The organism is Vibrio amylolyticus, from assembly GCF_023145695.1.
Taxonomy (GTDB): domain Bacteria; phylum Pseudomonadota; class Gammaproteobacteria; order Enterobacterales; family Vibrionaceae; genus Vibrio; species Vibrio amylolyticus.
The window spans coordinates 345,192-371,314 of record NZ_JAJHVV010000005.1 but is presented as its reverse complement, the minus strand read 5'-3'; the positions used below and the strand labels follow the sequence as shown (position 1 = coordinate 371,314).

The 26,123-nt window shown below is 41.2% G+C and carries 24 protein-coding genes and 1 pseudogene; 18 read left to right on the top strand and 7 right to left on the bottom strand.

Features of this window, described 5'->3' with window-relative positions; genetic code table 11:
* A pseudogene (locus KP803_RS10365) lies at window positions 1-517 on the top strand (addiction module toxin RelE); the annotation flags it as partial.
* A gap of 299 nt (window positions 518-816) precedes the next feature.
* On the opposite strand, the gene KP803_RS10360 reads toward KP803_RS10365, so the two are convergent.
* Window positions 817-1,113 (bottom strand): hypothetical protein, encoded by a 297-nt coding sequence (locus KP803_RS10360; protein WP_248008749.1) that lies wholly within the window; start codon window positions 1,111-1,113, stop codon window positions 817-819.
* A gap of 197 nt (window positions 1,114-1,310) precedes the next feature.
* Between KP803_RS10360 and KP803_RS10355 the strand changes: the two genes are divergently transcribed.
* Window positions 1,311-1,532 carry a helix-turn-helix domain-containing protein gene (locus tag KP803_RS10355; RefSeq protein WP_248008748.1) on the top strand — a complete coding sequence of 74 codons (222 nt, stop codon included), beginning with the start codon at window positions 1,311-1,313 and terminating at the stop codon, window positions 1,530-1,532.
* A 348-nt stretch (window positions 1,533-1,880) separates the two neighbouring features.
* Here the strand turns inward: KP803_RS10355 and KP803_RS10350 are convergent, their stop codons facing one another.
* A complete protein-coding gene (locus tag KP803_RS10350) occupies window positions 1,881-3,092 on the bottom strand; it encodes a tyrosine-type recombinase/integrase (protein WP_248008747.1) in 1,212 nt (403 codons plus the stop codon).
* A 468-nt stretch (window positions 3,093-3,560) separates the two neighbouring features.
* On the opposite strand from KP803_RS10350, the gene KP803_RS10345 reads away from it, so the two are divergent.
* The 8 genes from KP803_RS10345 to KP803_RS10310 all read left to right on the top strand — a co-directional run bounded on the left by KP803_RS10345 (window position 3,561) and on the right by KP803_RS10310 (window position 11,232).
* Window positions 3,561-4,358, top strand: coding sequence for a PhzF family phenazine biosynthesis protein (locus tag KP803_RS10345; protein WP_248008746.1), 798 nt, complete (start codon window positions 3,561-3,563; stop codon window positions 4,356-4,358).
* A gap of 117 nt (window positions 4,359-4,475) precedes the next feature.
* Window positions 4,476-4,826 (top strand): hypothetical protein, encoded by a 351-nt coding sequence (locus KP803_RS10340; protein WP_248008745.1) that lies wholly within the window; start codon window positions 4,476-4,478, stop codon window positions 4,824-4,826.
* Window positions 4,742-5,146, top strand: coding sequence for a type 2 periplasmic-binding domain-containing protein (locus tag KP803_RS10335; protein ID WP_248008744.1), 405 nt, complete (start codon window positions 4,742-4,744; stop codon window positions 5,144-5,146). The genes KP803_RS10340 and KP803_RS10335 overlap by 85 nt, the downstream gene beginning before the upstream one ends.
* Before the next feature lie 173 nt (window positions 5,147-5,319).
* Window positions 5,320-5,721, top strand: a complete 402-nt coding sequence (locus KP803_RS10330) for a VF530 family protein (RefSeq protein WP_248008743.1) — start codon at window positions 5,320-5,322, stop codon at window positions 5,719-5,721.
* A 287-nt stretch (window positions 5,722-6,008) separates the two neighbouring features.
* A complete protein-coding gene (locus KP803_RS10325) occupies window positions 6,009-7,538 on the top strand; it encodes a phospholipase D family protein (protein WP_427916941.1) in 1,530 nt (509 codons plus the stop codon).
* Window positions 7,539-7,584: 46 nt separating this feature from the next.
* Window positions 7,585-8,733 (top strand): YcjF family protein, encoded by a 1,149-nt coding sequence (locus KP803_RS10320; RefSeq protein WP_248008742.1) that lies wholly within the window; start codon window positions 7,585-7,587, stop codon window positions 8,731-8,733.
* On the top strand, window positions 8,726-10,297 hold the full coding sequence (locus KP803_RS10315) for a GTPase family protein (RefSeq protein WP_248008741.1): 1,572 nt from the start codon (window positions 8,726-8,728) through the stop codon (window positions 10,295-10,297). The genes KP803_RS10320 and KP803_RS10315 overlap by 8 nt, the downstream gene beginning before the upstream one ends.
* The gene (locus KP803_RS10310) at window positions 10,294-11,232 is read left to right on the top strand and encodes a Gfo/Idh/MocA family protein (protein WP_248008740.1); all 939 of its coding nucleotides are present in this window, start codon (window positions 10,294-10,296) and stop codon (window positions 11,230-11,232) included. The genes KP803_RS10315 and KP803_RS10310 overlap by 4 nt, the downstream gene beginning before the upstream one ends.
* A 222-nt stretch (window positions 11,233-11,454) precedes the next feature.
* On the opposite strand, the gene KP803_RS10305 is transcribed toward KP803_RS10310, so the two are convergent.
* On the bottom strand, window positions 11,455-13,065 hold the full coding sequence (locus KP803_RS10305; protein ID WP_248008765.1) for an NAD(P)/FAD-dependent oxidoreductase: 1,611 nt from the start codon (window positions 13,063-13,065) through the stop codon (window positions 11,455-11,457).
* Between the two features lie 236 nt (window positions 13,066-13,301).
* Between KP803_RS10305 and fdxA the strand changes: the two genes are divergently transcribed.
* On the top strand, window positions 13,302-13,625 hold the full coding sequence (fdxA, locus tag KP803_RS10300; RefSeq protein WP_248008739.1) for a ferredoxin FdxA: 324 nt from the start codon (window positions 13,302-13,304) through the stop codon (window positions 13,623-13,625).
* Window positions 13,626-13,736: 111 nt separating this feature from the next.
* Here the strand turns inward: fdxA and KP803_RS10295 are convergent, their stop codons facing one another.
* Window positions 13,737-14,474 carry an RNA methyltransferase gene (locus KP803_RS10295; protein ID WP_248008738.1) on the bottom strand — a complete coding sequence of 246 codons (738 nt, stop codon included), beginning with the start codon at window positions 14,472-14,474 and terminating at the stop codon, window positions 13,737-13,739.
* Between the two features lie 216 nt (window positions 14,475-14,690).
* Between KP803_RS10295 and KP803_RS10290 the strand changes: the two genes are divergently transcribed.
* The 4 genes from KP803_RS10290 to KP803_RS10275 are packed head-to-tail and all read left to right on the top strand — an operon-like array spanning window position 14,691 to window position 16,506.
* Window positions 14,691-14,915, top strand: coding sequence for a hypothetical protein (locus KP803_RS10290; RefSeq protein WP_248008737.1), 225 nt, complete (start codon window positions 14,691-14,693; stop codon window positions 14,913-14,915).
* A 44-nt stretch (window positions 14,916-14,959) separates the two neighbouring features.
* Entirely contained in the window at window positions 14,960-15,520 is a 561-nt protein-coding gene (locus tag KP803_RS10285) for a DUF2301 domain-containing membrane protein (protein WP_248008736.1), read from the top strand.
* Between the two features lie 20 nt (window positions 15,521-15,540).
* Complete coding sequence (locus KP803_RS10280; protein ID WP_248008735.1) at window positions 15,541-16,137, top strand: sugar O-acetyltransferase; 597 nt, start codon at window positions 15,541-15,543, stop codon at window positions 16,135-16,137.
* A gap of 51 nt (window positions 16,138-16,188) precedes the next feature.
* A complete protein-coding gene (locus KP803_RS10275) occupies window positions 16,189-16,506 on the top strand; it encodes a DOPA 4,5-dioxygenase family protein (protein WP_248008734.1) in 318 nt (105 codons plus the stop codon).
* A 17-nt stretch (window positions 16,507-16,523) separates the two neighbouring features.
* On the opposite strand, the gene KP803_RS10270 is transcribed toward KP803_RS10275, so the two are convergent.
* Entirely contained in the window at window positions 16,524-17,189 is a 666-nt protein-coding gene (locus KP803_RS10270) for a hypothetical protein (RefSeq protein WP_248008733.1), read from the bottom strand.
* A 269-nt stretch (window positions 17,190-17,458) separates the two neighbouring features.
* Window positions 17,459-18,844: an MATE family efflux transporter gene (locus KP803_RS10265; RefSeq protein ID WP_248008732.1), complete on the bottom strand. Its 1,386-nt coding sequence runs from the start codon at window positions 18,842-18,844 to the stop codon at window positions 17,459-17,461.
* Between the two features lie 134 nt (window positions 18,845-18,978).
* Here KP803_RS10265 and KP803_RS10260 point away from each other — a divergent pair, with 134 nt between their 5' ends.
* The 3 genes from KP803_RS10260 to KP803_RS10250 all read left to right on the top strand — a co-directional run bounded on the left by KP803_RS10260 (window position 18,979) and on the right by KP803_RS10250 (window position 24,117).
* Window positions 18,979-19,824, top strand: a complete 846-nt coding sequence (locus KP803_RS10260) for an AraC family transcriptional regulator (protein ID WP_248008731.1) — start codon at window positions 18,979-18,981, stop codon at window positions 19,822-19,824.
* A 247-nt stretch (window positions 19,825-20,071) separates the two neighbouring features.
* Entirely contained in the window at window positions 20,072-22,390 is a 2,319-nt protein-coding gene (locus KP803_RS10255) for a methyl-accepting chemotaxis protein (RefSeq protein ID WP_248008730.1), read from the top strand.
* 182 nt (window positions 22,391-22,572) lie between these two features.
* A complete protein-coding gene (locus KP803_RS10250) occupies window positions 22,573-24,117 on the top strand; it encodes a DUF3369 domain-containing protein (protein WP_248008729.1) in 1,545 nt (514 codons plus the stop codon).
* Window positions 24,118-24,135: 18 nt separating this feature from the next.
* Here KP803_RS10250 and KP803_RS10245 read toward each other — a convergent pair whose 3' ends face one another.
* A complete protein-coding gene (locus tag KP803_RS10245) occupies window positions 24,136-26,070 on the bottom strand; it encodes a PAS domain-containing sensor histidine kinase (protein ID WP_248008728.1) in 1,935 nt (644 codons plus the stop codon).
* Window positions 26,071-26,123: the final 53 nt, after the last annotated feature.

Sequence of the window (26,123 nt, the reverse complement as noted above, 5' to 3'; positions counted from 1 at the left end):
AGAGGCTTATCTTTTAGAGGTAGGGCGCTACATACTACTTAACCCCGTTCGAGCAAATATGGTAGATACACCGAACGAATATGAGTGGAGCAGTTGGCTTTTCATTACTGGTTTTAAAGAGGCACCTGACTGGCTAGCCGTCGATCAAACCTTGCTTCAATTTGGGCGGCAGCGAAATAAGGCCGTTGAGAAATACAAGCAATTCGTTTACGAGGGGTTTGGTAAGCCACTATGGACAAGTTTAAAGCAGCAGATGTATTTAGGTAGCGAAGAATTTGTGAGCAGTCATCTTCCTAATTTGGATTTAGAAGAGGGAGACATCAAAGAGGTTCCAGCAAAACAGAGACGTGCTAAACCCCTTTCGTTAAAGGAATACCAAGACTCAGCACCAAGTAGAAATGATGCCATTATTGCTGCCTTTAGAAGCGGCGGTTATACACAAAAGCAAATAGGGAATCACTTCGATTTACATTACTCACGAGTCAGTCGTATCGTGGCACGAGGTTCGACTAGTTAGTCTTAGCATACTTGTGAAGCCAAGAGTGCGCTCTATCTATTTTAAATACACTGAAAATTGTATATTAATTCAGATCTTATGACTGGTTAAGTCTAGCGTAGTTGAAGGTAGAGTTAGTTTATCTAATGTGTGAGTTGCCAACTCTAGTTCCAGCCTATCTCATTATTGTCCAGAAACGTGTTACATGTTCCAGTGCGCAGACTACAGTTAGCTTTTCTTTAGTCGGTAATCTCGATTAAGTATTTGGTATTAGTAGTATCGAGAAAAGCCACCAGCTGTGTTGGTGGCTTTCAAAGTACTTAATGTATGTAGGTAGGGTCATCTCTCACTGAAAGTTGCTTGAATACCCAGGTAGCGTCGTACAATGGAGCTCCTCGCCGACATGTAAGTAGTACATCAACGGCTCGCTCAGCTAAGTGGTTAACATAGCCTTCCGTTAAGTGATAGTTGATTTGGAATTCATGCTCCCAAATCTTATCCTGGATAGAGGGTAGGTACTCTCGAACCTCTTGCTCAGTTAGCTGGTGGAACTCCTCAAATGCAGCAATGTCTAGGCAGATGCTAGCAGTTTGAATCTCTATAGGTGTCACGCTCATCACATACTCCAATTTCTAATAGGGTAAATGTCGTACTTTCCACATACGAGACTAAGATCACAGCGAACTGGTGAAGCACAATTTACACTTTAAGTTATGCAATCTAGTCTGGAAGTTTAAAAATTGTCTTCCTATAGATTAATATTAGTATATAAATGTACATCTGCAATTATTTTTGCTCTGTAGGAGTTAATATTTTGGACTTAGAGAGAAAAGTAACCTGCCACTTATCTCGGATTATGGGCGAAAAGCGTTTAAAGATATCAATAGTTTCTAGAGATACTGGCATTAATCGAGGAACCATTACTAGACTGTATTACGATGAGGCGGAGCGTGTTGAGTTGGATGTCATTGGGAAACTTTGTACGTATCTTGAAGTAGAGATTCAAGAGTTATTTGAAATACAAAAATCTCAATAGTAATTTTTTGAGTTTTGGATAGTCATAGCAAAATAAAAATAGTCGCCGTTCTGCGCATTAAGGGCAAGGGGTGTCGCGTTTTCTCTTACGTCCTTTAAAGAGGTTAGATAGGCGTTGCTAATGACTTATTGTGTAAACATAGCATGTTGTTGACGTCAGTTTATTTCTCTCTTGGTTGGGTGAAAATCAGCACTCTACTGTTCACTGTGTAATCTAGTCCTCAAATTGCCTGAGTTAAGTTTTTAGTAATAGTTACTTGAGTTGGTCTAAGCTCTGACAAGTGATAAAGACATGGGACACCGTAAGAGCCTAATTGTTGGCAAAAGCTAAAGTGAAATTCATGGTACTTTAAACTAGGTTTTTACGTGATGCCTCAATGTATTCACTCCACCAGTGCATTACGTCAATTCGTTGTACAAAAAAATCAGTGCGATTGTAACTAGCTCTGGTTTCATTTTGATCCGAATGAGCTAAGCATGCTTCTACTATAAGTGTATCGAAGCCTTGTTCATGTAGTGCTGTAGAAGCTATAGAACGTAGTCCATGTGCAACAAGCTTCCCCTTCATACCTAAGCTTCGTTTAAGGGCTGCATTTGCGGTGAATGTACTCATATGTGTCTCGTTATTCCGCTCACCAGAAAACACAAACTCTTTACCGTGACTGAACGGTTGAACTTGTTCTAGAATATCAATGGCATATCGTGTCAATGGAACTCGATGTTCTCGCCTGCTCTTCATTTCAGATTTTGGAATTGACCATGTTTTATCTATCAGATCAATGTCGCACCACCGTGTTCGAGCAGCTTCACGAGGTCGGGTTATTGTATGTAGTTGCCAAAGAAGTAAGCACTTTGTTTTTATCGTCAAGTTATCGTTACTTTCTATACGATACAAAAGCTCACCGAGTAATTCAGGCCTAACAGTGGGCATATGTTCAACATTATGTCTATCAAATGCATTAATAATCCGGGTTAGGGGGTTAGCATCAATCGCACCAATATCAACGCCATATTCCATGATTTGATTTAAAGACTGGCATAAACGTTTAATGGTCGATAGCTTATGAGCTTTTTCAATGGGGCGAAGTACAAGAATGGTGTTAGGGCGATTGATATCTTGGATTGGTAAATGACCTAACTTAGGAAATATGTATTTTTCTAATGTTCTCCATGTCCTCTTAGCATGTTCATGGCTTACCATTTTTTCTTTTCTTTGGAACCATAGATCAGCGATATGATATAGGTTATTGACCTCTTTTTTCATTTCTTCTTGCTTGATTAGAGAAAGTTGTTTTTTAAGGTTAATGCCCGAAGCAATTGTGTTGCGGTGGATTTGAGTTTGTTTTCTAGCATCACTGAGTTTTAGAGATGGATAAGTCCCCAGGGTAATTTTATTTATCCTTTTGGTTACAGGGTCACTGTAACGAAATTGCCATGATTTTGTCCCATTAGGGCGGATACGAAGATTGAGACCGTCGCCATCAGATAAAGTGTATTCTTTATCTCTAATAATAGTGTTGGCTATTTCTTTGTCAGTCAGTCTTCTGGTCTGCTTTGGCATAAGAACCTCTCCTACTAATCTGTATGTTAAGTATACAGTGGTTTGGTTCTATGGGGTACATAGTGGGGTACAAAAACAATAAAAAGCAGTGATTGTTTTAGGATGCTCTTGATGGCTATTGATGACTTTATATGTTGATTTTAAAGGCGTTATGATAACTCGTGAATTATTGTGGTATCTAAATGCTATGGCCCAGGGAACCATTGAATTGCATTGTTAACCATTAGAATGTACTACCTATAATTTTGTTGTTGTGCTTTTGATTTCAATTGGATGAAAAGTGTTTTCAATAAACAAGCGTAAGAGAAAAGACTCTATGTTGAACGACTCGTATTCGCTCAAATCATCAGAAAAGCGTAATTGCGTGAGATATTACCATTTTATACAAGAAAACGGGAACAGACTTACTAAACCAAGAAATAATCAGTATGTTAGTGTGTAATTATTAATCGTTGTTAGGGTAGGGTAATGGAATACGAACTAGACATGTATGTTGTAGATGCGTTCACCGAGGAGAAGTTTAAAGGTAATTCGGCAGCGGTTGTGCCTTTAAAGGATTGGTTAGAGCCTGATGTAATGCAAAAAATTGCGACTGAAAATAACCTTTCAGAAACCGCCTTTGTGAAAAAACTCTCAGCGAGCAAGTATCAAATACGCTGGTTCTCACCGTTAACAGAAATAGACTTCTGTGGTCATGCGACATTGGCTTCCTCTTTCGTGCTATTCAAATACTACGGTTGTATTGGCGAAATTGAATTTGAAACTTTGCATGTTGGTAATCTTACTGTTGTTCAAAATCTCGATGGCAGAATTGAAATGAACTTTCCAAAGCAAGAGTTAGAACCTGTTGTCATTTGCCCTGCGCCACTATTAAACGGATTATCGATTAAACCCGTTGAAGTGCTAAGAAATCGCCAAGCTTACGTCGCGGTGATGAGGTCAGAAGATGAGGTAGAGAAAGTAACCTATGATTCTGAGCAGTTAAAACAGTTGGCACCTTTTGATGTTTCTATCACCGCAGCGTTTGATCAGTATGATTTTGTCTCGCGTTATTTTTGGCCAGCGAATGGTGGAGATGAAGATCCAGTGACGGGCTCCATTCATACTGGTCTTGCTCCGTATTGGTCAAAGAAACTAGGGAAAAAGAATCTAACCGCTTATCAAGCATCGAAACGTGGTGGCGTTTTATTCTGTGATGTTGAAGAAGAACGAGTGACCATCGCAGGCTATGGTGTGTTGTATATGAAGGGAATAATCTATGTATAGGCAGACCTGTTGCTGCATAAAAGGGCTTTAGAGAGGTCTGCTGAAGAAATGATATTGGGTAATTAGTGTTTTCATTTCTATACTTATCTAAAGCTTGGAATGAGATAGTTAGAAACTATGCTAGAACGGTTAGGAACAATTATTGGGGTCATTGCTGTGCTTCTCTTTTCATTTCCAGTGAGCGCTCAATACAAAATGCACTTTTTCGTCCCTGACTTTCCTCCCTATACGACGGTTGATTTGAAAGGGAGTCCGGTTGGTATTGGAATCGAAAAAATGGGAAAGGTTCTTGCATCGTTAGATGTCGAATACAGTATTGAAGTCGGCCAAATCACGGGCGAGCCCTTTCTGAGCTGCGCCGAGGTCATTCTGATGGTTTCTTTATGGCTTCTAAAAATAGCGAGCGAGATAAGTATGGCGTCTTTTCCGAATCACTTATGGTTAATCGTTGGGTTTGGGTGGTTTTAGATGATAACAAAGACAACTTAGACCCCAAATCCGAAAAGTTTAAATCTGAAGCTCGCGTGATGAGCTTGCTTAATACCAATACGAGTTATTGGCTAATTAAGAATAAATTTAATGCTGTTTCCCCTGCGCCAGATATTCGTTCGTTAGTAAAAGCACTCGACAACAAAGAGGTAGACGCGATTTTTGTAGCAGAAGTCGTGTTTATCCATCGTTCTGAAAGTACTAAGCAATACCAAGTGATTTTAGAAAAAGAGAAAGAGTTTGGCATGTACGTCTCCAATGACTTTATCGAAAAAACCCGTTGTTTATGTTTAAGCTAAATAGTGCAATACGTAAACATAGAGAACATTAGACATCGTGGATTTGAGTTGGTTTTTTACTCATCTGACAACATGGAGTTATTGACTGAAAATAGAAAGGTGATAATGGTTAGATTAAAGGACGTTTACGCGTATAATTGACGCGTTATCAAAACCTGAGCAATAGGGCACACATGTTAGAAGAGCAGCAAAACAATCCACTTCACGGTCTAAAACTAGAACAACTCTTAACGGAGTTAGTTGATCACTATGGGTGGGACATTCTAGATGCAGCCATGCGTTTCAACTGCTTTCACACTAAGCCTACCATTGAAAGTAGCTTAAAGTATTTGCGTAAAACAGAGTGGGCGAGAGAGAAGCTTGAGAATTTCTATCTTTCTCGTTTCAAACGAATGCCGAAAGCAAGTGAAGAGCAGTTTAAACTTCCTCCTCGTCAACGAACTTACCCTAATGGCATAGAGCCACGCGACCCGATGCCACTTACCGTGGAATCCATTCTTAATTCTCAAGCGAAAGCGGCTTCATCATTCAAGGAGCGAGCAGGCCGAAGTGGGCGTTACAACCGTCGCTCATAGCTATTAAGTTTTAGGAGCCTATCAACAAAAGGTGGGCTCATAATCTTTCTATTCCCTCATAGAGCATCGATACTAGATTGTGTACGCGAATAGTTCTCTTTAGTTAAAAATCTTTCCAATATCTCTTGTATTCAAATTTTGATTAATCACTGCCCTTGTTGAAACATATCGATACTATCAATGTATGATTTTGTTGCATTCTATAACACCTAACTCTTTGGAATGTGTAATAATCTTTATTATCGTTCAAAGATGCGTAGGTGAAATTATAAGTATGGGTGTAATTAGTGTTTAAAAGCTATAGGCGAAATCAATTCCTTTTCGCAACCTTGTTAATCGCTTTTCTTTATGGATGTAGCTCCACTGGGAGTATCGAGCCAAGAGCACCAAAATCAGTTAGCCACCACTATGGTTATCAAGAGGGTTCAAGGCTTGACGCATTATTCCACCAGAGCGATTACGACACAGATACTCATACGGGCTTCGTTCCTCTTATTCAAGGGCATGATGCATTGTTAGCTCGCCTCTCGTTGATTGAAACCGCCGAAACCAGCATCGATCTGCAATATTACATCTATCGAGACGATGAAACGAGCCAACTTTTGACGTGGCGTCTATATGAAGCGGCTAAGCGTGGCGTACGTGTTCGACTTCTTCTTGATGACATGCAAAAGCGCAGTGACCGTGGAATGGCGACACTTGATGCTCACCCAAACATTCAAGTTCGACTGTTTAATCCGCACCAGTATCGCACTGCGAGAGGTGTTGCATTTTTATCTGACTTTGAGCGTCTTAATCGTCGAATGCACAATAAATCGATCACTGCTGACTCGGTTGTGAGTATTGTTGGTGGACGCAACATCGGTAATGAGTATTTTTCTTTTGAGTCCAATGTAGAGTTTGGTGATTTCGATTTACTGCTCTATGGAAATACGGTTGAACAAACCGCAGATCAGTTTGATATTTATTGGAATAGCGAATATGCAGAACCTATCAAGTGGATTTACCCCAATTCCCGAGTGCTATCAAAAGAAGCAATAAAGACCTTGCTTGAAGATACCGATCTTGAAAAGAAATTTTCTACAGGTGAGTACAATTTTACCAAGCTGCCTTTTTATCAAAAGCTCACTGAGCATGATTTTACTCTATATTGGGGGCCAGCCAAGCTTTGGTATGACATGCCAGATAAAGTGTCTGGTGAAAGTAGCCAGTTAGTGGATAACTTAATCGGTTTATTGAGTTCTGTTGAAGAGTCGCTCGTATTAGTTACTCCTTATTTCGTTCCGACACAAAGTGGTACTGAAGCATTGGTCGATGCAGTTCAATCAGGTAAAAGCATCACAGTGATCACCAATACATTAGCTTCGAATGATGTCTTTGCAGTACATGGCTGGTATGCAAAATATCGCCAAGATCTTGTAGAAGGCGGTGTGGATCTATGGGAGATTAAAGCAAGTGCAAATATCGATAGTAAATGGAGCTTTACGGGCAGTAGCCGGTCGAGTTTACACGCTAAAGCGATGTTGTTAGATGATAATAAAATCTTTGTTGGCTCGATGAACTGGGACCCACGTTCCGCGTTTTTAAATACTGAAATGGCGGTTGTTATTGAACAACCTGAGTATGTGCAACACTCTTTATCTCGGATGAAACAGCAGTTAAGCGCTAATGCTTATAAAGTTGTTGTCCAAGATGGTAAGGTCGTGTGGTATGACCCTGCAACAGGTGAAATCTTAACCAGTGAGCCGGAAGCTAGCGTGTGGCGAAGAATGGGAGCTTGGGTCTCGGGTTTATTACCTATTGAAGCTCAGCTTTAACTTTTCTATCCGTGAGTTTTAAATTAACCACCATTGGAGCCAAGCGATGTACGAGCAGATCAAGGCGTTTATAAACCCCAAGAAAAACGAAGACTTAGCGCAGGCGCATCAATATCAACGTCAACACCTTCCAACACTATGGTTGTTAGGAAAAACGGGCGCAGGGAAATCGTCATTGGTTCAAGCATTAACGTCACGCTCTGAGGTAGAAGTTGGTAACGGATTTCAACCCTGTACAAAAACAGCGTCTGTCTATGATTTCCCTAATGACAAACCTATTTTTCGCTTTCTCGACACTCGCGGTTTAGCTGAAGTCGATTATGATCCCAGTGATGACATTAAGCACTTTTTAAATCAAGCTCAAGATAGACAAGGCAAATGGGAGAGCCATCAAGCAGCTCATGCTTTAGTCGTAGTGATCAAGCTAGAAGAAGTTGAACAAAGTGCTCTGATCAACGCGTTGAAGGTCATCAAAAATACCAAGCAAATTGAACAGATTACAGTAGTGCTCACAGCAGTAAAACAAGTTGAAAATGGAGAGCGATCGCGATTAGCAGCTTTTCATCAAACCATACTCAAGGATGTATGGGGAGCTCAGGTCGAAACTGTCGAGGTAGATTTCGAATTGAATGATGGAACAGTTTATAACCTTGAAGGCTTGGTAGATGTGTTATCAAAGCAACTTCCGATTGTTGGAATGATGCTTGAGGACAAAGAGCATGCAAGTGTAGAAGTCGCCAATTTCGACCGACTGGAAAATGAAGTGCTTTGGTATGCGGGCTCTGCGAGTGCGTCAGATTTGATACCAGCGGTTGGACTAGTGTCGGTACCGGCGATTCAAGCTAAAATGCTTCATGCACTTGCTCAGCAATATGGTGTGGTTTGGAATAAACGAGCATTTGCAGAATTATCGGCAACGCTAGGCAGCAGCTTTGGTATTCAGTACGGTCTTAAACTAGGCGCTCGGCAACTGACCAAAATGATTCCTGTTTATGGCCAAACGGTTGGTTCGGTAACCGCCGCTGCGATGAGTTTTGCTACAACGTACGGATTAGGACGAGCGGCTTGTTACTATTTCTACCATAAGAGTCGGGACGAAACAGTGAGCACTGAAGCAATGCAAACCGTTTATAAAGAAGCGTTGATGAAGGGCAAGAAAGTCGGCTCTAACGTGTCGGAAGGTGACAATGAGTAAGTGGAAAAAAACACATCAAGTACTCACTCATTTGGCTGAGGGTGGCCTGGGTTTTGGATTCGTACTGGCTATTGTGCCTACTCTAATCATGTCATGGTTTGGTCTTTTTTTGTCGTTTAAATATGGCTATCTCATCGAGCTATCTATCGCGTTAATGTCTGTTAGCGTTTGTGCTTTGATTCCTATCCTGATTATCCGTTATAGAACGAAGAAAACGACACTAGAGTCAGAAGACATCGAGAGAGACTTTGTTCAAGCATCTACGGATTGGTCTGACAATGAATTGGAAATATGGAAGAGCACGAAACAGCATGTGAATTCCCTTTTAGAGCAAGATGATGAATGGTCATCACTTTATGATCATGGTGTGAACATCGTAGAGAAAGTGGCTCATCACTATGGGAAAAAAGAACTCGAATTTACCGTACCAGAAGGGCTTCAACTGCTTGAGGAAATCAGTCGGCGATATCGCAGTACTTTGATTGAGCATGTACCTGCCATTGAATCGATTAATGTCTCTCAAATAAAGTGGCTTTATGACGCTCATGATAAATATGGCGACAACGCGTTAGCAATGGCCAAAGTAGCGAATATTGGGCGAAAAACGTATTTGGCTTATGCCAATCCTATAAAGCTGATTAATGATGAAATCAGAAATAAGATCCTTATGACAGAATCGTCCAGTCGATATGGCGCTCTGCAAATCAATGCCAAGAAGGCGTTATTACACGAAGTCGCCTCCGTCAGTCTGGATCTCTATAGTGGGCGATTTACAGTGTCAGCCAGTAAGGTTACCGCATCCAATATATCTGAAAAAGATACGACACGGGAAGCGAGAGAATTAGAGCCTATTCGTGTGGTGTTGGTTGGGCAAACAAGCGCCGGAAAGTCTTCACTCGTTAATGAATTAACGAGTGAGCTTACAATGGAAGTGGATGAGCTACCATCTTCTAAAGGTGTAACGACGTATCTTATGACAGGATTAGACTCAGACGCTTTACGTGTCGTTGATCTTCAAGGTTTAGATGGAAATAAAGACACTCGCAGGCAGATGCTTGTTGAAATGACAAATGCAGATATCGTTTTGTGGGTACTAAAGGCGAATCAATCGTCTCGTCAGCTTGATTCGGAATTAAAACAAGAATTTGAAAGCTACTACGCAGAACGAGCGAATCTCTCAAAGAAGAGGCCCGTTGTTCTAGGAGTCCTAAACCAAATAGATCGCTTATCACCACTATCTGAATGGTCTCCACCTTATGACCTTGATAACCCTGTTGACGACAAATCCAAGACGATATTTGAGGCGCTTAAATACAACAAAGAGTTACTTGGGTTTGCCGAGGTTTATCCACTATCGATAGCACAGGACAAAGCGTCATTTGGCGTAGAGTCGTTAAAAGAACATCTACAGCGTTATTATAACCAAGCTAAAAACGTTCAAAGAAATAGACAAAACCGAGAAGCGGAACAAAGTGGCTATTCTATAAAACACCATGGGAAGCGGCTCTTTAGAAGTGCAAAGAAGATGGTTAAGCACTCAACATTGAGAAAGGAAAACGAATGAGAATTGGAGTCATCGGGTTAGGCGATATCGCTCTTAAGGCCTATATGCCGATATTGGCGAATTTAAAAGGTGTCGAGTTAGTACTTTGTACACGTAACGCAGAGGTTCTACACGCTGTTTCTGAGCAATACCGAATTAAGGAATATTGTTTAGATTACCATTCCTTGCCGATGATGAATGTTGATGCGGTGATGATACACGCTGCCACGAGTGCGCATTTTAATATTGCGAGTTACTTTTTAAAGCAAGGTATTGCTACGTTTGTTGATAAGCCTCTTGCTGACTCTGCAAAACAAGTCGAGCAATTATATGAATACTCCTATAGTTCAGGGGCTCCACTCTATGTTGGCTTTAACCGTCGCCATATTCCTCTTTTCAATCAGCATATTCCTGAGCTTAAAATTTCAAGTGTCGGTGCATTGACATCGTTGCGATGGGAAAAACATCGCCATAACCTGCCAGGCGAATTACGAACTTTCATCTTCGATGATTTTATACATCCGCTTGACAGTATTAACCTAGATTCTAGAAGTCGGCTAGATGATTTAAATCTAACCTTTCAAAAGCCTGCTAACCGCGCCAATGAAAACGAGCTATCTCGATTAGACATTCAATGGCAAGCAGGGGAAACGATTCTTCATGCTTCTATGAATCGTTCTTTTGGTGTGACGTGTGAAAATGTAATGGCCTGCTATGAGAATAAAACAGTAAAGTTTGATTCATTTGTTGATGGTCAAGTTTGGAGTAATGGTCAGAAATCAACAATTTCGTTAAAGGATTGGACACCAATGCTTACAAGCAAAGGCTTCGAAAGCATGATTAAAGATTGGCTAGAAGTTGTACAAAGAGGTTCAATTGAGCAGAACATTATTGAGCGAAACATAGCCACCCATCGATTGGCCGAGTCTGTGTATCAATACATAGTGACACGGTGACGGAAATGAACGTTGAGGCGGTTTCTAAATTAATACAGACTCTGTCCCTACCATTGTTTTTCGTCTGATAAAGGGGCGGGTGTTGCGGCTTGTTCAAGCGAAGAGTGTATTTTCATTCGGCTTTGTTTATTCGTACAGGACAATGCCCGAATAAAAAAGGCGAGAAGTTAAAACTTCATCGCCTTTCTCTATTCTACTTTAGATTAATACGTTCGTGAGTAACTAATCTTTGTGTTCAACCATTGCTATTGCAACCGCTTCTGCCGCTTTAATACCATCAATACCCGCCGATAAGATACCGCCTGCGTAGCCCGCGCCTTCACCAGCAGGGTAGAAACCTTTCAAGTTAATGCTTTGGAAATCTTTACCACGCTTAATGCAAACTGGAGAAGAGGTACGAGTTTCAACACCGGTTAGTAGCCCGTCATCAATCGCGAATCCTTTGATCTTTTTATCGAAAGCTGGAATGGCTTCTCGAATCGCTTCAACAGCGAAATCAGGTAGCGCCTTTGATAAATCTGTTAGCTTAATGCCAGGTGTAAACGAAGGCTCAACGTTACCAAGCTCACTCGGATCCGTTCCTTTTAAGAAATCGCCAATTTTCTGAGCGGGTGCGTCGTAGTTTTCGCCCCCAAGCTTGTAGGCTCTAGCTTCAAGTTCACGTTGAAGACGAATACCTGCTAATGGATCTCCAGGATAGTCTTGTTCTGGTGAGATACCCACTACAATTGCACTGTTAGCATTGCGTTCTGCACGTGAATATTGGCTCATGCCGTTAGTAACAACAGCGCCTTCCTCTGAGGTTGCGGCTACAACGGTTCCGCCGGGACACATACAGAAGCTGTATACCGTGCGCCCATTTGTACAGTGGTGAACGAGCTTATAATCAGCCGCGCCTAAGATAGGATTACCGGCATTTTTACCAAATCGAGCATCATCAATCATTGATTGTTTATGTTCGATACGGAAACCGACTGAGAATGGTTTCGCTTCCATATAGACACCACGATCATGAAGCATCTCAAAGGTGTCACGTGCACTGTGCCCAATAGCCAAAACAACATGACGAGTTTTAATCTCTTCACCATCCGACAGCGTAACACCCGTAAGTTGACCATCTTCCATGTGAATGTCATCTACGCGAGTACTGAATCGAATTTCACCACCTAGCTCGATGATCTTTGCACGCATTTTCTCGATCATAGTAACGAGCTTGAATGTACCGATATGAGGTTTGCTCACGTACATTATTTCTGCGGGTGCACCAGACTCAACGAATTCTGTAATGACTTTGCGGCCGTAGTGCTTTGGATCTTTCACTTGGCTATATAGCTTACCGTCAGAGAAAGTACCTGCTCCGCCCTCACCAAATTGAACATTGGACTCAGGATTTAACGTTCGTTTACGCCAAAAACCAAACGTATCTTTTGTTCGCTCACGTACTTCTTTGCCTCGTTCGACAATGATTGGGTTGAATCCCATTTGAGCGAGTACAAGACCAGCGAATAACCCACAAGGGCCAAAGCCAATAACGACTGGGCGCTCGGCTAAAGTTGCAGGGGCTTTAGCGACAAATTTGTATTCCATGTCTGGTGTGACTTTCACATGGGGGTCACTGGTGAATTTTTCGAGTAGCTCTTCCTCGTTTGTTACCTCAACATCAAGAGTGTAAATCAATAAAATCTTAGATTTCTTACGAGCATCATAGCCACGCTTGAACAGGTTGTATGAAACCATCTGTTCTGCAGGAATATCTAATTTTTTGATGATAGCCGCAGGAATAGCGTTTTCATCATGATCTAATGGAAGCTTAATTTCGGTTAAACGAATCATGGAGTTCTCGATGTTGTTATAGGTGTCTTTGCATAGGGATAAAATTGAATTCATTCACTATGCTCACAATGGCGCGTATTTTACGTGAAGTTGGCTGAAGTGTCATATACTTGATGGAAATTAATTTAAGCTTGATAACAGCAGTTTTTCACGGATTTTGGTTTCTTATGATTGTATTTTTAAGCTGAATCAGTATCATCGCCCGTCTTCAATTTTAGTAACGTGAGTAGTGAGTCATGGCGTTTGTCGTAACGGATAACTGTATAAGGTGTAAATACACAGACTGTGTGGCTGTGTGCCCAGCTGATGCATTTTATGAAGGTCCTAACTTTTTAGCGATTAGCCCAATTGACTGTATTGACTGCGGTTTATGTGTTCCTGAATGCAACGCTCAAGCTATTTTCCAAGAAGATGAGTTAGCGGACGATCAAAAAATCTTTATTAAACTTAACGAAGATCTTGCTGAAATTTGGCCGAATATTACCGAAGTAAAGCCGGCCCCTGAAGACGCTGAAGAGTGGAATGGCGTCCCAAATAAACTGGATATGTTAGAGAAGTAGCGCTATAAGAGTTTTGAAAGAATATTAAAAAAGCGCTAGATGATTTTTCATATAGCGCTTTTTTGTATTTGCCGTTTATGTATTTGGCTAGCATTCGCTTTTTCGAGAGCGTTAGTTTGTATGCTGGCGTTTCATATTGTCGAGAATAATCCCCGTTGCCATCGCGACATTTAATGACTCAGCGCCGCCAAATGAAGGAATGGTAACCTTATCGGTGACATAGCATGATGCCGCTTCTCGTACACCATGAGACTCACTTCCCATCAGAAGAATGCCTTCGGGTTTAAAGGTTGTTTGATGCACGCTGTCACCTTCCAAAAATGCACCATAAACAGGCAAGTTAGACGCTTCTAAATACGAAGGTAAATCGACTAAACTCACTGAGACTCGAGCAAAGCTACCCATAGTTGCGCTAATGGTTTTTGGATTGTATGGGTCAGCGCAATCAGTACTGGCAATGATGTGTTTAATACCATACCAATCTGCCACTCTAATGATGGTTCCTAAGTTGCCAGGGTCTGAAACACCGTCCAGTGCAATCATTGTTCCTTTTGCCGTTGGTACGTCCATATTTGGCGTTTCAACAATGGCAATCGCGGCGTTGTTACTTTTGAGCGTGCTTGCTTTGGTGAGTTCATCTAATGACGCATCAATACAATCAAAACCATTAAGTAAGTCTTTATGTTCAGATAAAAATTCAGAAGTAGCGAAGATCTGTTTCGTATTGAGATTACTGCCTACTAATTCTAAGACGTTCTTTTCACCTTGAACCAAGAATAGACCTAGTGCTTTACGTTGCTTTTTTTGACCTAAAGCGCGAAGAGTTTTTAGTTGGTTTTTTGAAATCATTATTAATTCTCGAGTCAAATCGCGGTCATTATAGGGGAAAGGGGAGTAGAGACAAAGCGTAGATTGAGTTAACGGAATATTAATAAATTATTGGACTAATAAAGATCTTTGTTAGGTCGTAGAGTTGTTGAGCGTTTATGTATCAATTATATTGTATTCCACCCTGCAGAGACGTAAAATTGCCCCTTAATACATAGATAAAATATCGAGCAGTCGTTGTCGAATACAATAAAAGTCAGTATCGCATTAGTCGCCGTTTATTTGCTCGTCTGGGCCGGTGTTTTAGGGCTTCCATTTAGTGATTTCGACAAAAACAAGGTCGACCTTTGGGTGTCGTATCTGATTTTTACTGAAGAAGTACTGTCGTTAATTTGTCTTGTTTTTATTGGTCAACTTCTGCTAAAAGACGTTAAATCGTCTTTACTCAAAACAGGTAAATAACGTAAGTACTGTTACGGTATATACCCCATCTATTAAGGCTGGTTATGGCGAACCCAGAGCATATCGAGACATTGGATCTTGTTGATAAAATCAGTGTGATTGGGTATCGGCTAGGTCTTAGTCTTTTTTCGGTATCATTAGCTTGGTATTGCATCATCGGTTTCGTTGAGAGCAGTTGGGGTCAGTTACCGTCTACCTTCCAATTTAACCCAGCGTCTCTATTTATTGTTGCTACCTTGCTGAGCGCAGGGAATCTGCATGTGTATGATAAAAATGTCCGTTCGATTATCATGTGGTCTGGTTGGTTAGGGATAGCGCTGTTTTCCTTTTTAATCAACAGTCATTTTGAATGGGTAGCATACGGTTTTATTTTTGTTGCTTTCTCTGGCATTGCGCTGAAAGAGTCATTTTGCTTTCGGGTGTTTGGGCTAAAATTGATACCACTCTTATTGTTTTTAACGACCTTGTTTATGGCGATAAGGTTATGGACGCTTAGTCTAGGGCTTATTGCAATATGTACGCTAATTTTTTCATATCTTACGGTCCAAAAATGGAAAATGCCTTTGCACTTCGACATTGGGAATAAATCTAACTACCAAATATAACGACATAATTGAGGATGTATATGTCAATGAAAATAAGTGATTTTAGCGTACAAACAGAAATTACTCCTGAACTCGATGCTCTATACGATGAGTGTCAGGAGAAACTGTACGATTTCAACCAAACAAGACCGAGTGAAAAGATCAAGCGTAAAGCCATGCTCAAAGAGATCATTGGAACGATCGACGATACGACCATTATTCCTCCTTTTCGGTGTGATCTAGGAGTAAACATTTCTTTCGGTCAAGGTGGCTTTTGCAACTATGGGTTAACGATTTTAGATATTGCACCGGTCACGATTGGTAGCAATGTATTAATAGGCCCTAACGTGCAAATTTGCGGAGCGTCACATCCGGCCTTAGCTTCAGAGCGAACTCTTCCGATTGCGTGTGGCGAACCCATCACGATTGGTGACAATAGTTGGATTGGCGGGGGCGCAATTGTCCTCGGTGGTGTCACTATCGGAGAAAACACCGTGATAGGTGCCGGTAGTATTGTGACGAAAAACATTCCAGATAATGTCATTGCTGTAGGTAACCCATGTAGAGTTATCAAACAGCTTCCGGATGGAAAGACGGCGAAAGAATACGGTGAATCAAGGCTAAATGAAAACCAGTAAAATAACCGAGCTTAAATAACCAAATTTTAATATCCAGTAATAGGTACCAAAATGTTTCATGCACATGTTTACTTTCCATTAAAGAACCTCAAACAAGCCGAGAACTTAAAGGCTCGCATTGAGTCAGAAAGGCGCGATGTTCTGAAAGTGTTTCCTCTGAATATGGGGTTAGTCGGGCCACACAAAATGCCGATGTTCGAAATCCATTTTTCTAATAATGAACGAGACTTTATTCAATGGCTAGACGGTGTTCGTGAGGATTTATCTGTGTTAATACACCCTGTCAGCGAGGAACACCTGCTCGACCATACAGAGCGTGCTACTTGGTTAGGTCGAGAGCTAGGCGTTTTTGAAGATAAACTTAAATAGCGGAGAGATGGCAGAGTTTAAAATGCCATCTGCCATTTGAAATACATCTCTTCTTCAGCGGAATTAACCCCAACACGAACTCGATGATTATCTATCTGTTTACCCACAAATGTGTCAACTGAGTGGGTCTTATAATCGTTTTCACCAACAGTGTAGAAAGGGTCTACGCCTAGGTGGAAGCTACTTCCAATATTGATTCGCGTGTACATACCGATAGTCCCTGTAGCAATGGTAGTATCCTTGAGTTCATCGTTATTAACGCCAACCATTGCCAACGGGTAAATCTTTATTTTTTCGGTGAGCTCAAACGTATGTATGTAACCTAGGCTTCCTGATTGCGTTTCAGTTTCATGATTAAAGTACGCTTCGGCATAGACACCTTTGCCCTCAGTCATCCAGGCGTAACGTGTACTTAAGGCGTCAGTTCCTTGCTTTGTCTCAAGCGATAATAAGTTATTCCCCCATGCAAACCCAGCAGAGACATCTAAATCTCCATTTGAACTCATGCTTGTACCGAAAGAAGAGTAAACTGCGGTTGGATCACTCATATCAACGCTCTTTTCTGCATTGGATTTCTGATTAGATGGGCTTGAACTTTTTGTGTCTTTTGCATGAGCAATAGGGACAAAGATCAAAGTGGTCACCATGACGGTATTGATAAATGGTTTGTAGAGGGAAGTCATAATCAGCCTTTAGCATCAATGTTTATAACGAAAAGTGTTTACTACGAAAAACGTCAGAGACGAAACGAGTAATGAGTGACAACATTACCGAATGTCTACACTCACTTTTGATAAGCAAAGAGCTTAAATTTGGGACTATGAGAAACCAAAGTGGTAAAAGAAAAGGCCGATAACAAAAGCGCTATGTTTCGCGTTTTTGCTAAAGGCCTTTTAGGTGTGAGTTCTTTATTGCCTAAGCTTCTAAATTGTTTGGTATGTAACGGAAGCCTTTATGAAGGTTGAGGGTTAGGTGTTTCAATCAAATTATTAATCCATTTTTTCGATTGGATGCGTTGGGATGTTAAACAAATCTTTACGACTTCTTCCAATAGGATAATCATCATAACCATGTGTAGAGGCCAACCAAGTACGATACCCGTAAAGTAGGCTAGGGGAATACCAATCGCCCATTGCCCAAATAGGTCGATGAAAATGCTGTATTTTATGTCGCCACCGCTTTTTAGGACACCACCAATCCCTACCATGTTAAAGACTCTTAGTACCATGCCAAATGCCATCACTAAACATACCTTAGTGGCCATGTCAGGATTACTGAGCGGGCTATTAATGAGTAACTGTTTGATCAATGGCTCAGCAGCCAAGCAAAGCAGGGCAAGAAGAAGTGCCAATGAGCAGCTCGTAATCACATACCACCATGAGGTGTCAGAAACCCTCTGGTAATTTTTCGCACCTATTTCGTTCCCTAGAATGATGGAAGCCGCGACAGAGAAGCCGAGAAAAGCTGAGATAAGAACGCTTTCAATAGGCGCAAGTAGAGAGATGATAGCAAGCTCACTGATGCCTAATTGTCCAACGATGACGTTATATACCAATAAACCACCCGCCCATGCTGCATCATGAATAATCATCGGTGTTGCGACTTTAAAAAAGCGTTGTTTATGTTGAGAACCTTTTGCTTCAATCCAATTGAGCTTTTGAGGCAATAAGTACGAATAATGCTTCTTAACCATGTAAAACAACATCAAGGTTTGTATGAGCCTAGATACCGTCGTACCGATTGCAGCCCCCAGTACACCCAGTTCTGGAAACCCAAATAGACCGAAAATCAGTAAAGCATTAAGCACTGCGTTGATGATAATGGCGACAATACTGACATTCGTCGGCATTTTGGCTTGTCCTACAGCACGGAGGGCGCTTTCCATGGGTACAACGACCGCAGTGAGTAACAAGCTAACGCCAGTAACGAGTAGATAGTCAGTTGCAAGCCCTACGTATTCAGGTTCTGACGCTATGATCGAGATAACTGATTTAGGCGCTAATGTATAAAGAATCACAAACGGAATGGTTATAATGATGGCAACAAGCCAAGTTTGCGCTAATGTACGCCTAACACCACTTAGGTCATTCGCACCAAAGTATTGCGAGGCTAGCACGCTCACAGCGCCACTGGTACCGACAATAACAATCATATTGAAAAAGAAAATTCGATTACCGACGCCAACGGCTGCTGTCGCTGCCTCACCTAACTGACTGACCATAAAAATATCGACGACGCCAAGTAGCGAAAACAGAAGACCTTGCAGGGAAACAGGAAGACCTATGTCTATGAGCTTTCGCCAGAATTGTTTGTCGAGTGATTGATAGGTGGATAGCATCACAATATTCCTTAAAGTAGATGCGTACTAGTTTAGTAATCATTCACAGTTATGTATTGTTAGAACTTATCAAATAATATTGCAAAACTATCATGCTGACTTTGGTGGTTTATAAGTGGGTGTAGGGACTCTTCATGATCGAACGACAAGAAACGCTACAAATTTCAGATAAAACGCATCATGAGTTTATAGACCAGACTAACGTATTAATGTTAGAAGAGATGGGAATTATTCAGTGCGGAATTGCCACTTGTCGTGATTTCTTCTCTATATACCGAAAGAACCAGCAAAAACATATGCTGCTCTACACGATTAAAGGGAAAGGTTGGCTAAAAGTACAGCATCAACGTTACCAGTTAGAGCCAAGCTCAGTGATTACGACTCCTGCGTTTATTGAAGTTGGGTTTGGAATGGAAGAAGAGGAGTGGCAAATCGCCTGGGTTTTTCTTGATCCAAAAGCGGATTGGTCGGACGTTATTGGTGGTGGGGTTCAATACTCATTAACACCAATCTCAGAGGTGATATATGCTGCAATCCTCTCAATGCTTCGCTCAATCTCTCTGCCTATTGACCTAGGTGGAGCGATAGGGAAAAGAGCCGTTGAGCAGATAGAGTTATTGATCAATGCCCCGATAAATAATGAGCAATCTCGAAGTAAAATAAGGATGACCCGAGTCTTTGACCTCGTTCAAAGACAACTTCATAAAGATTGGACAGTGACCCAGTTAGCTTCGCAATTTCCATGTTCAGAACCTCATTTTCATCGCCTCTGTCAGCAAATCTATAAGCATAGCCCTAAGGTACACGTTACTCGCATGAGAATGGAATATGCAGCCAGGCTGTTGGTCTCAACGGATTGGTCGATTCAGCATATTGGTGAGATTGTAGGGTACCCAAATGCCGCTAATTTTAGCACTCGGTTTAGGCGTTGGAGTAACATGACACCGAGAATGTTTAGAACAAACGTAAGAAGTGGCTAGTTATCAACTAATGTCACAGGATGAAGATCCTAGAATATTTAAACTATCATTAACCATCGGAAATTTAGGACTTTTCTTAAGCTGCTTTTAAAAAGCTCGAAATCACGTCGATATATTGCATATTTGCATCTAAACTCACTACAAACAATAAAACAAATTTCATACAAACCAGTTGGCTAATTTATTGTGCTGCGACGTTAGCACGATTGAGAGGGAGTATTTCAGCTAGGAGCTGTGAGGTTTGATTATGAAGATCGCTACAAAAATAATTATTGCGTGCACGCTATTGTGTACTTTAGGAGTCGTTGCCACTGGTGGCTTTGTTGGGTGGAGAGCATCCATTATGTCCGAGCAAGCGCTCATTGACCGGGCATCTAGTCAACTTATCTCGGTTCGCGAGATAAAAAAATCCGAAATAGAACGCTACTTTGATCAAATACATTTCCAATTGGAGACATTGTCGGATGACGTCTCCACAAAGGATGCGATGGTTGCTTTTAGTGATGCTTTTAATTCTTACCCTATATCCGATGTATCAGAGAGCGATAAGAGCAAGCTAAGAAATTATTACACCAATGAATTTGGTGCGACGTATCGAGAGTCCAATAACGGAGCGTCTGGTAATGAGTTACAACGGTTAGGCCAGATAAACGATATTGGCGTTGCTCTTCAGTCCCGTTATATAGCGGTAAACCCGAATGGGTTAGGTAATAAGCATCAAATGAAAGCCGACTCATTAGGCACAAGCTACGATAAAGCTCATAAGCGTTTTCATCCTGCCATCAAACATTTCTTAGAAGCGTTCGGTTACTACGATATATTTTTAGTCGATCTAGACGGAAATATTGTTTATTCAGTATTTAAAGAGCTAGATTTTGCTACGAATTTAACGACCGGACCTTACAAAAATACGGGTATAGCTAGTGTGTTTAGGGAAGCAAAAAATAAAGCCGTAAATCAATACCATCTTGAAGATTTTGCACCGTACTATCCCTCATATGAAGCCGCGGCATCATTCATAGCAACACCTGTTTTTGTTGATGACCAAAAAGTGGGTGTCCTTATTTTCCAAATGCCGGTTGATGTGATCAATTCCATTATGACCTTTGACGGTAACTGGAGTCATGCAGGTTTGGGATTAAGTGGGGAAACCTACTTGATTGGCCAAGATAGTTTATTACGCAGTCAGTCCCGTTTCTTGATAGAAGCACCAAGTGACTATTTCTCGGCACTTAGCAATTCAGGTGTGCCGCAAAACACCATTGAACAAATTAGAAGTAAAAACTCTGCAATAGGTCGCCAAAGCGTTAGTACTGAGACTGCAAGACTTGCACTGCAAGGTCAGAGCGGGATAGATGTGCTACCTGATTATCGAGGAGTGAAAGTATTCTCTGCCTATGCGCCTATTAATGCTGCTGGAATGCAGTGGGGCATACTCACCGAAATTGATGAGTCGGAAGCACTCGAAGACGTCACGACATTAGTCAATTCAATGGTAATGACTGTTCTTATCGCAATTGTCATTATCGTTGCCATTTCAATTGTACTCTCTTATCTCGTTGGTTCTGGTATTTCTAAACCAATCCGCGTAGCGTCTCATCAGATCCAATTAATTAGTAAAAATAATGATTTAACAGCACGATTGAAAGAGCAAGGTAAGGATGAGATGACGGATTTAGCGGTCTCATTAAATGCGCTATTCGTACACTTACAAAATATGATTCAACAGTTTGCTCATGCCACAGAGACGCTAAACAATAATACCCAAACCATGTCGAGTAATATGAACAGCACACGTGATGCCGTTCAGGAGCAAAACCATAGAACGGAATCTGTTGCGACCGCTGTGAATGAAATGAGTGCATCCATTAGTGAAGTGGCTCAGTTTGCGAGTCGAGCTGCAGACTTTGTTAAGGATGCGAACGATACGGGAACGCAAGGTGTGAGTGTCGGTAATTCACTCGGCTCGGAGATTAGCCAATTAAGTGACGAAATGAATACCGCGGTAGAGGCGATTACACGATTGCATACCGAAACGAATTCAATTGCCGAAGTATTGGACGTGATTCAAGGAATTGCCGAACAGACCAACTTATTGGCACTTAATGCGGCTATAGAAGCAGCAAGAGCAGGAGAGCAAGGACGAGGATTCGCGGTCGTTGCTGATGAAGTGCGTTCACTAGCAGGACGCACTCAGTCTTCAACGGAAGAGATCCGGGATAAGATTGAGGCACTACAAAAAGAGACCAACAGCGTAGCGAGTGGGATAGAGAGTGCTAATACGACAGTGATTCGAGGTGTAGATACGTGTGGCAAGAATACGGAAATGCTCACGCAACTGGTTTCGATGTTAAGTGAAATCAATGATATGAACGTTCAAATAGCGGCTGCAACTGAGGAACAAAGAGCAGTGACGGATGAGATCAGCGGCAGTATAACGTCTATCGCAGATGCGTCTTCCGCCGTGTCGTCAGAAGTAAACGATGTGGATGAAGTACTCCAAGGGTTATCAAACCAATCTACGGAACTTAGTGCTGAGATTTCTCAATTTAAATATAAATCTTAAGTAGTGGGTATTCGTCTATCGATTTGTTAAATGGCTGCATGGCAAAATGTTTTCCATCCAACCAATTGTTTTAAGTGAAGTAAGCTTCCGTAAATCAATACTCTAGAGACTTTGGTTTTCGTGCAAATATGCAAAACTGTGCTAAAACTTAAGAAGTAACGTAATGAACTTTTGAGGCTGTAATGCAACTATTTGCTGATCGACGTGATGAGACGTGCAGTACCGATGATACGAATGTGGTGGTGCACTCTGTTAAGCCATGGCGTCTGCTGCTTGTCGATGATGACAAGCAGATGCATCAAATCACACGCCTTGCATTAGGGAGTTTCAAATTTCAAAATCGCCCCTTAGAGATATTGTCGGCAATGTCAGCGGAAGAAGCCAAGAAATTATTGGTTGAAGAACAAGACATTGCTCTTGCCCTTGTTGACGTTGTGATGGAAACAGAGCACGCGGGGTTAGAGCTAATCAAGCATATTCGAGAGGTAGAGAATAATCATTTAATTCGCTTGGTGTTAAGAACGGGGCAAGCGGGACAAGCCCCAGAAGATACTGTTATCCAAGAGTATGAAATAGACGACTATAAAGAGAAAACGGAATTAACAACCCAGAAACTTAAAACATTACTTTATTCAATGCTTCGTTCCTATCGTGATTTATGTTTAATTGAGGATCAAAAAAAGGGGTTGAGCAGAGTTATAAAAGCGTCAGCAAAAGTCCAGAATACTTGTAGTCTTCAGGAGTATGCCTCTTCAGTATTGAGTCAGTTAACGTCTCTTTTAAAATTGGAAGAGTCTGCTTTTTATTGCGTTGTTCAACCAGGCCCGGAAGCGGAAGCATCACGTGCATTAACTCTCGCTGCGACAGGAGGTTACGTTAATTTTTATTACGAGTGTGTCTTAGATAAGCTCCCTAAAATTGTATCTGAACGCTGTCATCAAGTATTGCGAACAAAAGAGACTGCGAGATTTGATGATGCTTTTGTACTGTATACTTACACCGATGAGGGTGCGGACAGCCTTCTATATGTAAATTTGAACCGTACGCTTGATACACTTGATGAAAAGCTTCTTGAAATCTATATGAGGAACATTAGCCTTTCGTTTGAAAACCTCAATTTACTCATTGATTTACGTGAAACCTCGAAGGAGCTTGTTCACAATTTAGCCAACGCAGTTGAAGCCAGAAGTAAAGAGACAGGAGCGCATGTTCAGCGTGTTTCGTTAATTAGTGGAAGGCTCGCTGAACTTTATGGCTTACCAAAGAGACAAGTCACGCTCATTAAAGACGCTTCGCCTCTCCATGATATAGGAAAGGTAGCTATTCCAGACCGAATTTTACATAAACCGGGTAAGCTAGATGCGGAAGAGTGGGTTATCATGAAAAAGCATGTTGAGTTTGGTGTTGAGATACTCAGCTCATCAAAGCGAAAACTTATTCTTACTGGTAAAGAGATAGCCTGTGCACACCATGAAAAGTGGGATGGGACTGGGTATCCAGCCAACCTTTCTGGCCTAGATATTCCAGTTTCTGGGAGAATCGTAGCATTAGCTGATGTGTTCGACGCTCTTGGTGCTAGGCGTTCCTATAAAGAACCTTGGCCTGATGAGGATATTAAACAAGAGCTTATTTTGCAGAAAGGTAAGCATTTTGAGCCAAAGCTTGTTGATTTGATGCTCGATAATTGGAATGACTTTATTCAGATAAGAAATGAACTGCCAGATTAGTCCGTATTACAGATTTTCCTAATCATCGATACTAGAAGGCAATAATTTAGGCATAGTGATAGTGAACGTAACGCCTTGTTCCGGTTGGGAGTCAAACTGTAAATCCCCATCTAGCTTCTGTTTAACTAAGTTAAAAACTAGGTTGAGACCAAGCCCACTTCCACCTTTCCCTCTTCGACTAGTAAAAAAGGGTTCAAATATTTTTTGATGTAATGATCTGTCCACTCCACTGCCATTGTCTTGATACACTAAAATAATATTAGGTCCACTTTCAAAGAAGTTTATTTTTATTTCAGGACGAGTTTGTTTGTCAAACGCGTGAATAATGCTGTTCATTACCAAATTGGATACGATTTGGGTCAATACACCGGGTAAACTATTCATAGTAAGAAGCTCATCACCGGTAAGCTCTGGGGTAACATGAGCCTTTCGAGTTTCAGAGTGAAGGCTAGTAATTAGTGAATCAAGGACCTGTTTAACTCTAAACTGAGAGCGCATCTCTGACACCTGATCGACCGCAGTTTGTTTAAAGTCTCGAATAAGTTTTGCTGCTCGTTCAAGGTTGTTTTCTAACATGCCATTTCCCTCTTCGATTTGCCCAATCAGGTCACTAAATTGAGTGCTAGTTAGAGTTTGATTAGAAAAGGCGGTGTTTAATTCACTCGTTACATCACGAATTACCGACGCTGCAGTCACAGAAATACCTAAAGGGGTATTCACTTCATGGGCGACTCCGGCAACGAGACCGCCTAAGGCAGCCAATTTCTCTGATTCTATTAGCTGTTCCTGTGTTGCTTTAAGCTCTTCTACACTTTGTTTTAAATCGAGGGTTCTTTCGGCGACAGTATGCTCTAGGCTTATGTTGAGTTTCTCAAGTTCAAGTTGCGTTGTTTTTAGTTCGGTAATATTAATACTAGTACCACGAAACCCTATGAATTTACCTTCTTTATATTTGGCTATGGCTTGAAATAACATGTGGTACGTGATGTCGTTGATTAGAATAGTCTCTTCGCACATTGAAAAGTCATTAGTGGAATGGATTGCTTGGCTTAAGTTAGTCAGGTTATGAAATTGCGGAAGCTCAAGTAACATGGGCTTACTAAGCAGGTTCAGGCTTAACGCTTCCACCATAGACTCTGAGCAGTAGGTGAGTAAGCCGTTTTCATTGGTTTCCCATAACCAATCCGATGATACGTGAGTAAAATCAGTGAGTCGCTCTTTCTCAAATTTTATATTCTTATAGAGTTTGGTTACGTCACTGGTGATCTTATTTGCCTCATCGGCTAGCCAGTTCAGTTCGTCGTCTTTTTCCATGATCCACTTCTTATAAAAAAGGGATAAAGTTTTACCAGGGTGTCGTGGGTTATATGCCCTAAGGTATTTTGCGATAAGGAAAACTCGACGATTAATACTTTCGTGAAAAATCATTAGGATGATGTAACACACCAGTGTTGTTTTCATCGCATTTAAGGTGAGTGTTATGAAAAACTGTTTTATCAATGAGTTATAAATATTCTGAGCGTCAGACTCAATGTAGATATGGCCAATGATTTCAGCATCGGTGCGATCTTGAGTTACATGTTCAAGAGGGTACTCAACGGTGATTGATTGATTGATTACTTTGCTGCCTGCATTAAAGGAGTAATTACCTGAATCTACTCGTAAATAGTCTATCTTTGGTAAGTTAATTAACCCATCTAGACGTTCTTGTAATACAACGAGGTCGAAGCTCCAAAGTGAGGAAGCGAGTAGAGGGGCATGAATGGTTTGTATTTCATTGTGGCGCTGTTCAACATCATTGAATTCTTTATTGTAGTCCCAATATAACTGCATCAATGTTGTCAGCAACGTTATAAAACCACTTAAAATTATCATGATGAGGATGATACGGCGGCCAATCCGGCTATAGAATGGGTTATCTATACCGTTTTTAAATTGTTGGTCTTTGCTCATGTCAGGTCCAACTAGTATTTCATTATTTATAGTATAGATGCTTGCGGTGATTC

What these genes read in the sequence shown, in the direction of transcription:
- KP803_RS10360 (WP_248008749.1), bottom strand. Translation starts at nt 1,113, where the DNA reads ATGAGCGTGACACCTATAGAGATTCAAACTGCTAGCATCTGCCTAGAC.
- KP803_RS10350 (WP_248008747.1), bottom strand. Translation starts at nt 3,092, where the DNA reads ATGCCAAAGCAGACCAGAAGACTGACTGACAAAGAAATAGCCAACACT.
- KP803_RS10345 (WP_248008746.1), top strand. Translation starts at nt 3,561, where the DNA reads ATGGAATACGAACTAGACATGTATGTTGTAGATGCGTTCACCGAGGAG.
- KP803_RS10340 (WP_248008745.1), top strand. Translation starts at nt 4,476, where the DNA reads ATGCTAGAACGGTTAGGAACAATTATTGGGGTCATTGCTGTGCTTCTC.
- KP803_RS10335 (WP_248008744.1), top strand. Translation starts at nt 4,742, where the DNA reads ATGGCTTCTAAAAATAGCGAGCGAGATAAGTATGGCGTCTTTTCCGAA.
- KP803_RS10330 (WP_248008743.1), top strand. Translation starts at nt 5,320, where the DNA reads ATGTTAGAAGAGCAGCAAAACAATCCACTTCACGGTCTAAAACTAGAA.
- KP803_RS10320 (WP_248008742.1), top strand. Translation starts at nt 7,585, where the DNA reads ATGTACGAGCAGATCAAGGCGTTTATAAACCCCAAGAAAAACGAAGAC.
- KP803_RS10315 (WP_248008741.1), top strand. Translation starts at nt 8,726, where the DNA reads ATGAGTAAGTGGAAAAAAACACATCAAGTACTCACTCATTTGGCTGAG.
- KP803_RS10310 (WP_248008740.1), top strand. Translation starts at nt 10,294, where the DNA reads ATGAGAATTGGAGTCATCGGGTTAGGCGATATCGCTCTTAAGGCCTAT.
- KP803_RS10305 (WP_248008765.1), bottom strand. Translation starts at nt 13,065, where the DNA reads ATGATTCGTTTAACCGAAATTAAGCTTCCATTAGATCATGATGAAAAC.
- fdxA (WP_248008739.1), top strand. Translation starts at nt 13,302, where the DNA reads ATGGCGTTTGTCGTAACGGATAACTGTATAAGGTGTAAATACACAGAC.
- KP803_RS10295 (WP_248008738.1), bottom strand. Translation starts at nt 14,474, where the DNA reads ATGATTTCAAAAAACCAACTAAAAACTCTTCGCGCTTTAGGTCAAAAA.
- KP803_RS10285 (WP_248008736.1), top strand. Translation starts at nt 14,960, where the DNA reads ATGGCGAACCCAGAGCATATCGAGACATTGGATCTTGTTGATAAAATC.
- KP803_RS10280 (WP_248008735.1), top strand. Translation starts at nt 15,541, where the DNA reads ATGTCAATGAAAATAAGTGATTTTAGCGTACAAACAGAAATTACTCCT.
- KP803_RS10275 (WP_248008734.1), top strand. Translation starts at nt 16,189, where the DNA reads ATGTTTCATGCACATGTTTACTTTCCATTAAAGAACCTCAAACAAGCC.
- KP803_RS10270 (WP_248008733.1), bottom strand. Translation starts at nt 17,189, where the DNA reads ATGACTTCCCTCTACAAACCATTTATCAATACCGTCATGGTGACCACT.
- KP803_RS10265 (WP_248008732.1), bottom strand. Translation starts at nt 18,844, where the DNA reads ATGCTATCCACCTATCAATCACTCGACAAACAATTCTGGCGAAAGCTC.
- KP803_RS10260 (WP_248008731.1), top strand. Translation starts at nt 18,979, where the DNA reads ATGATCGAACGACAAGAAACGCTACAAATTTCAGATAAAACGCATCAT.
- KP803_RS10255 (WP_248008730.1), top strand. Translation starts at nt 20,072, where the DNA reads ATGAAGATCGCTACAAAAATAATTATTGCGTGCACGCTATTGTGTACT.
- KP803_RS10250 (WP_248008729.1), top strand. Translation starts at nt 22,573, where the DNA reads ATGCAACTATTTGCTGATCGACGTGATGAGACGTGCAGTACCGATGAT.
- KP803_RS10245 (WP_248008728.1), bottom strand. Translation starts at nt 26,070, where the DNA reads ATGAGCAAAGACCAACAATTTAAAAACGGTATAGATAACCCATTCTAT.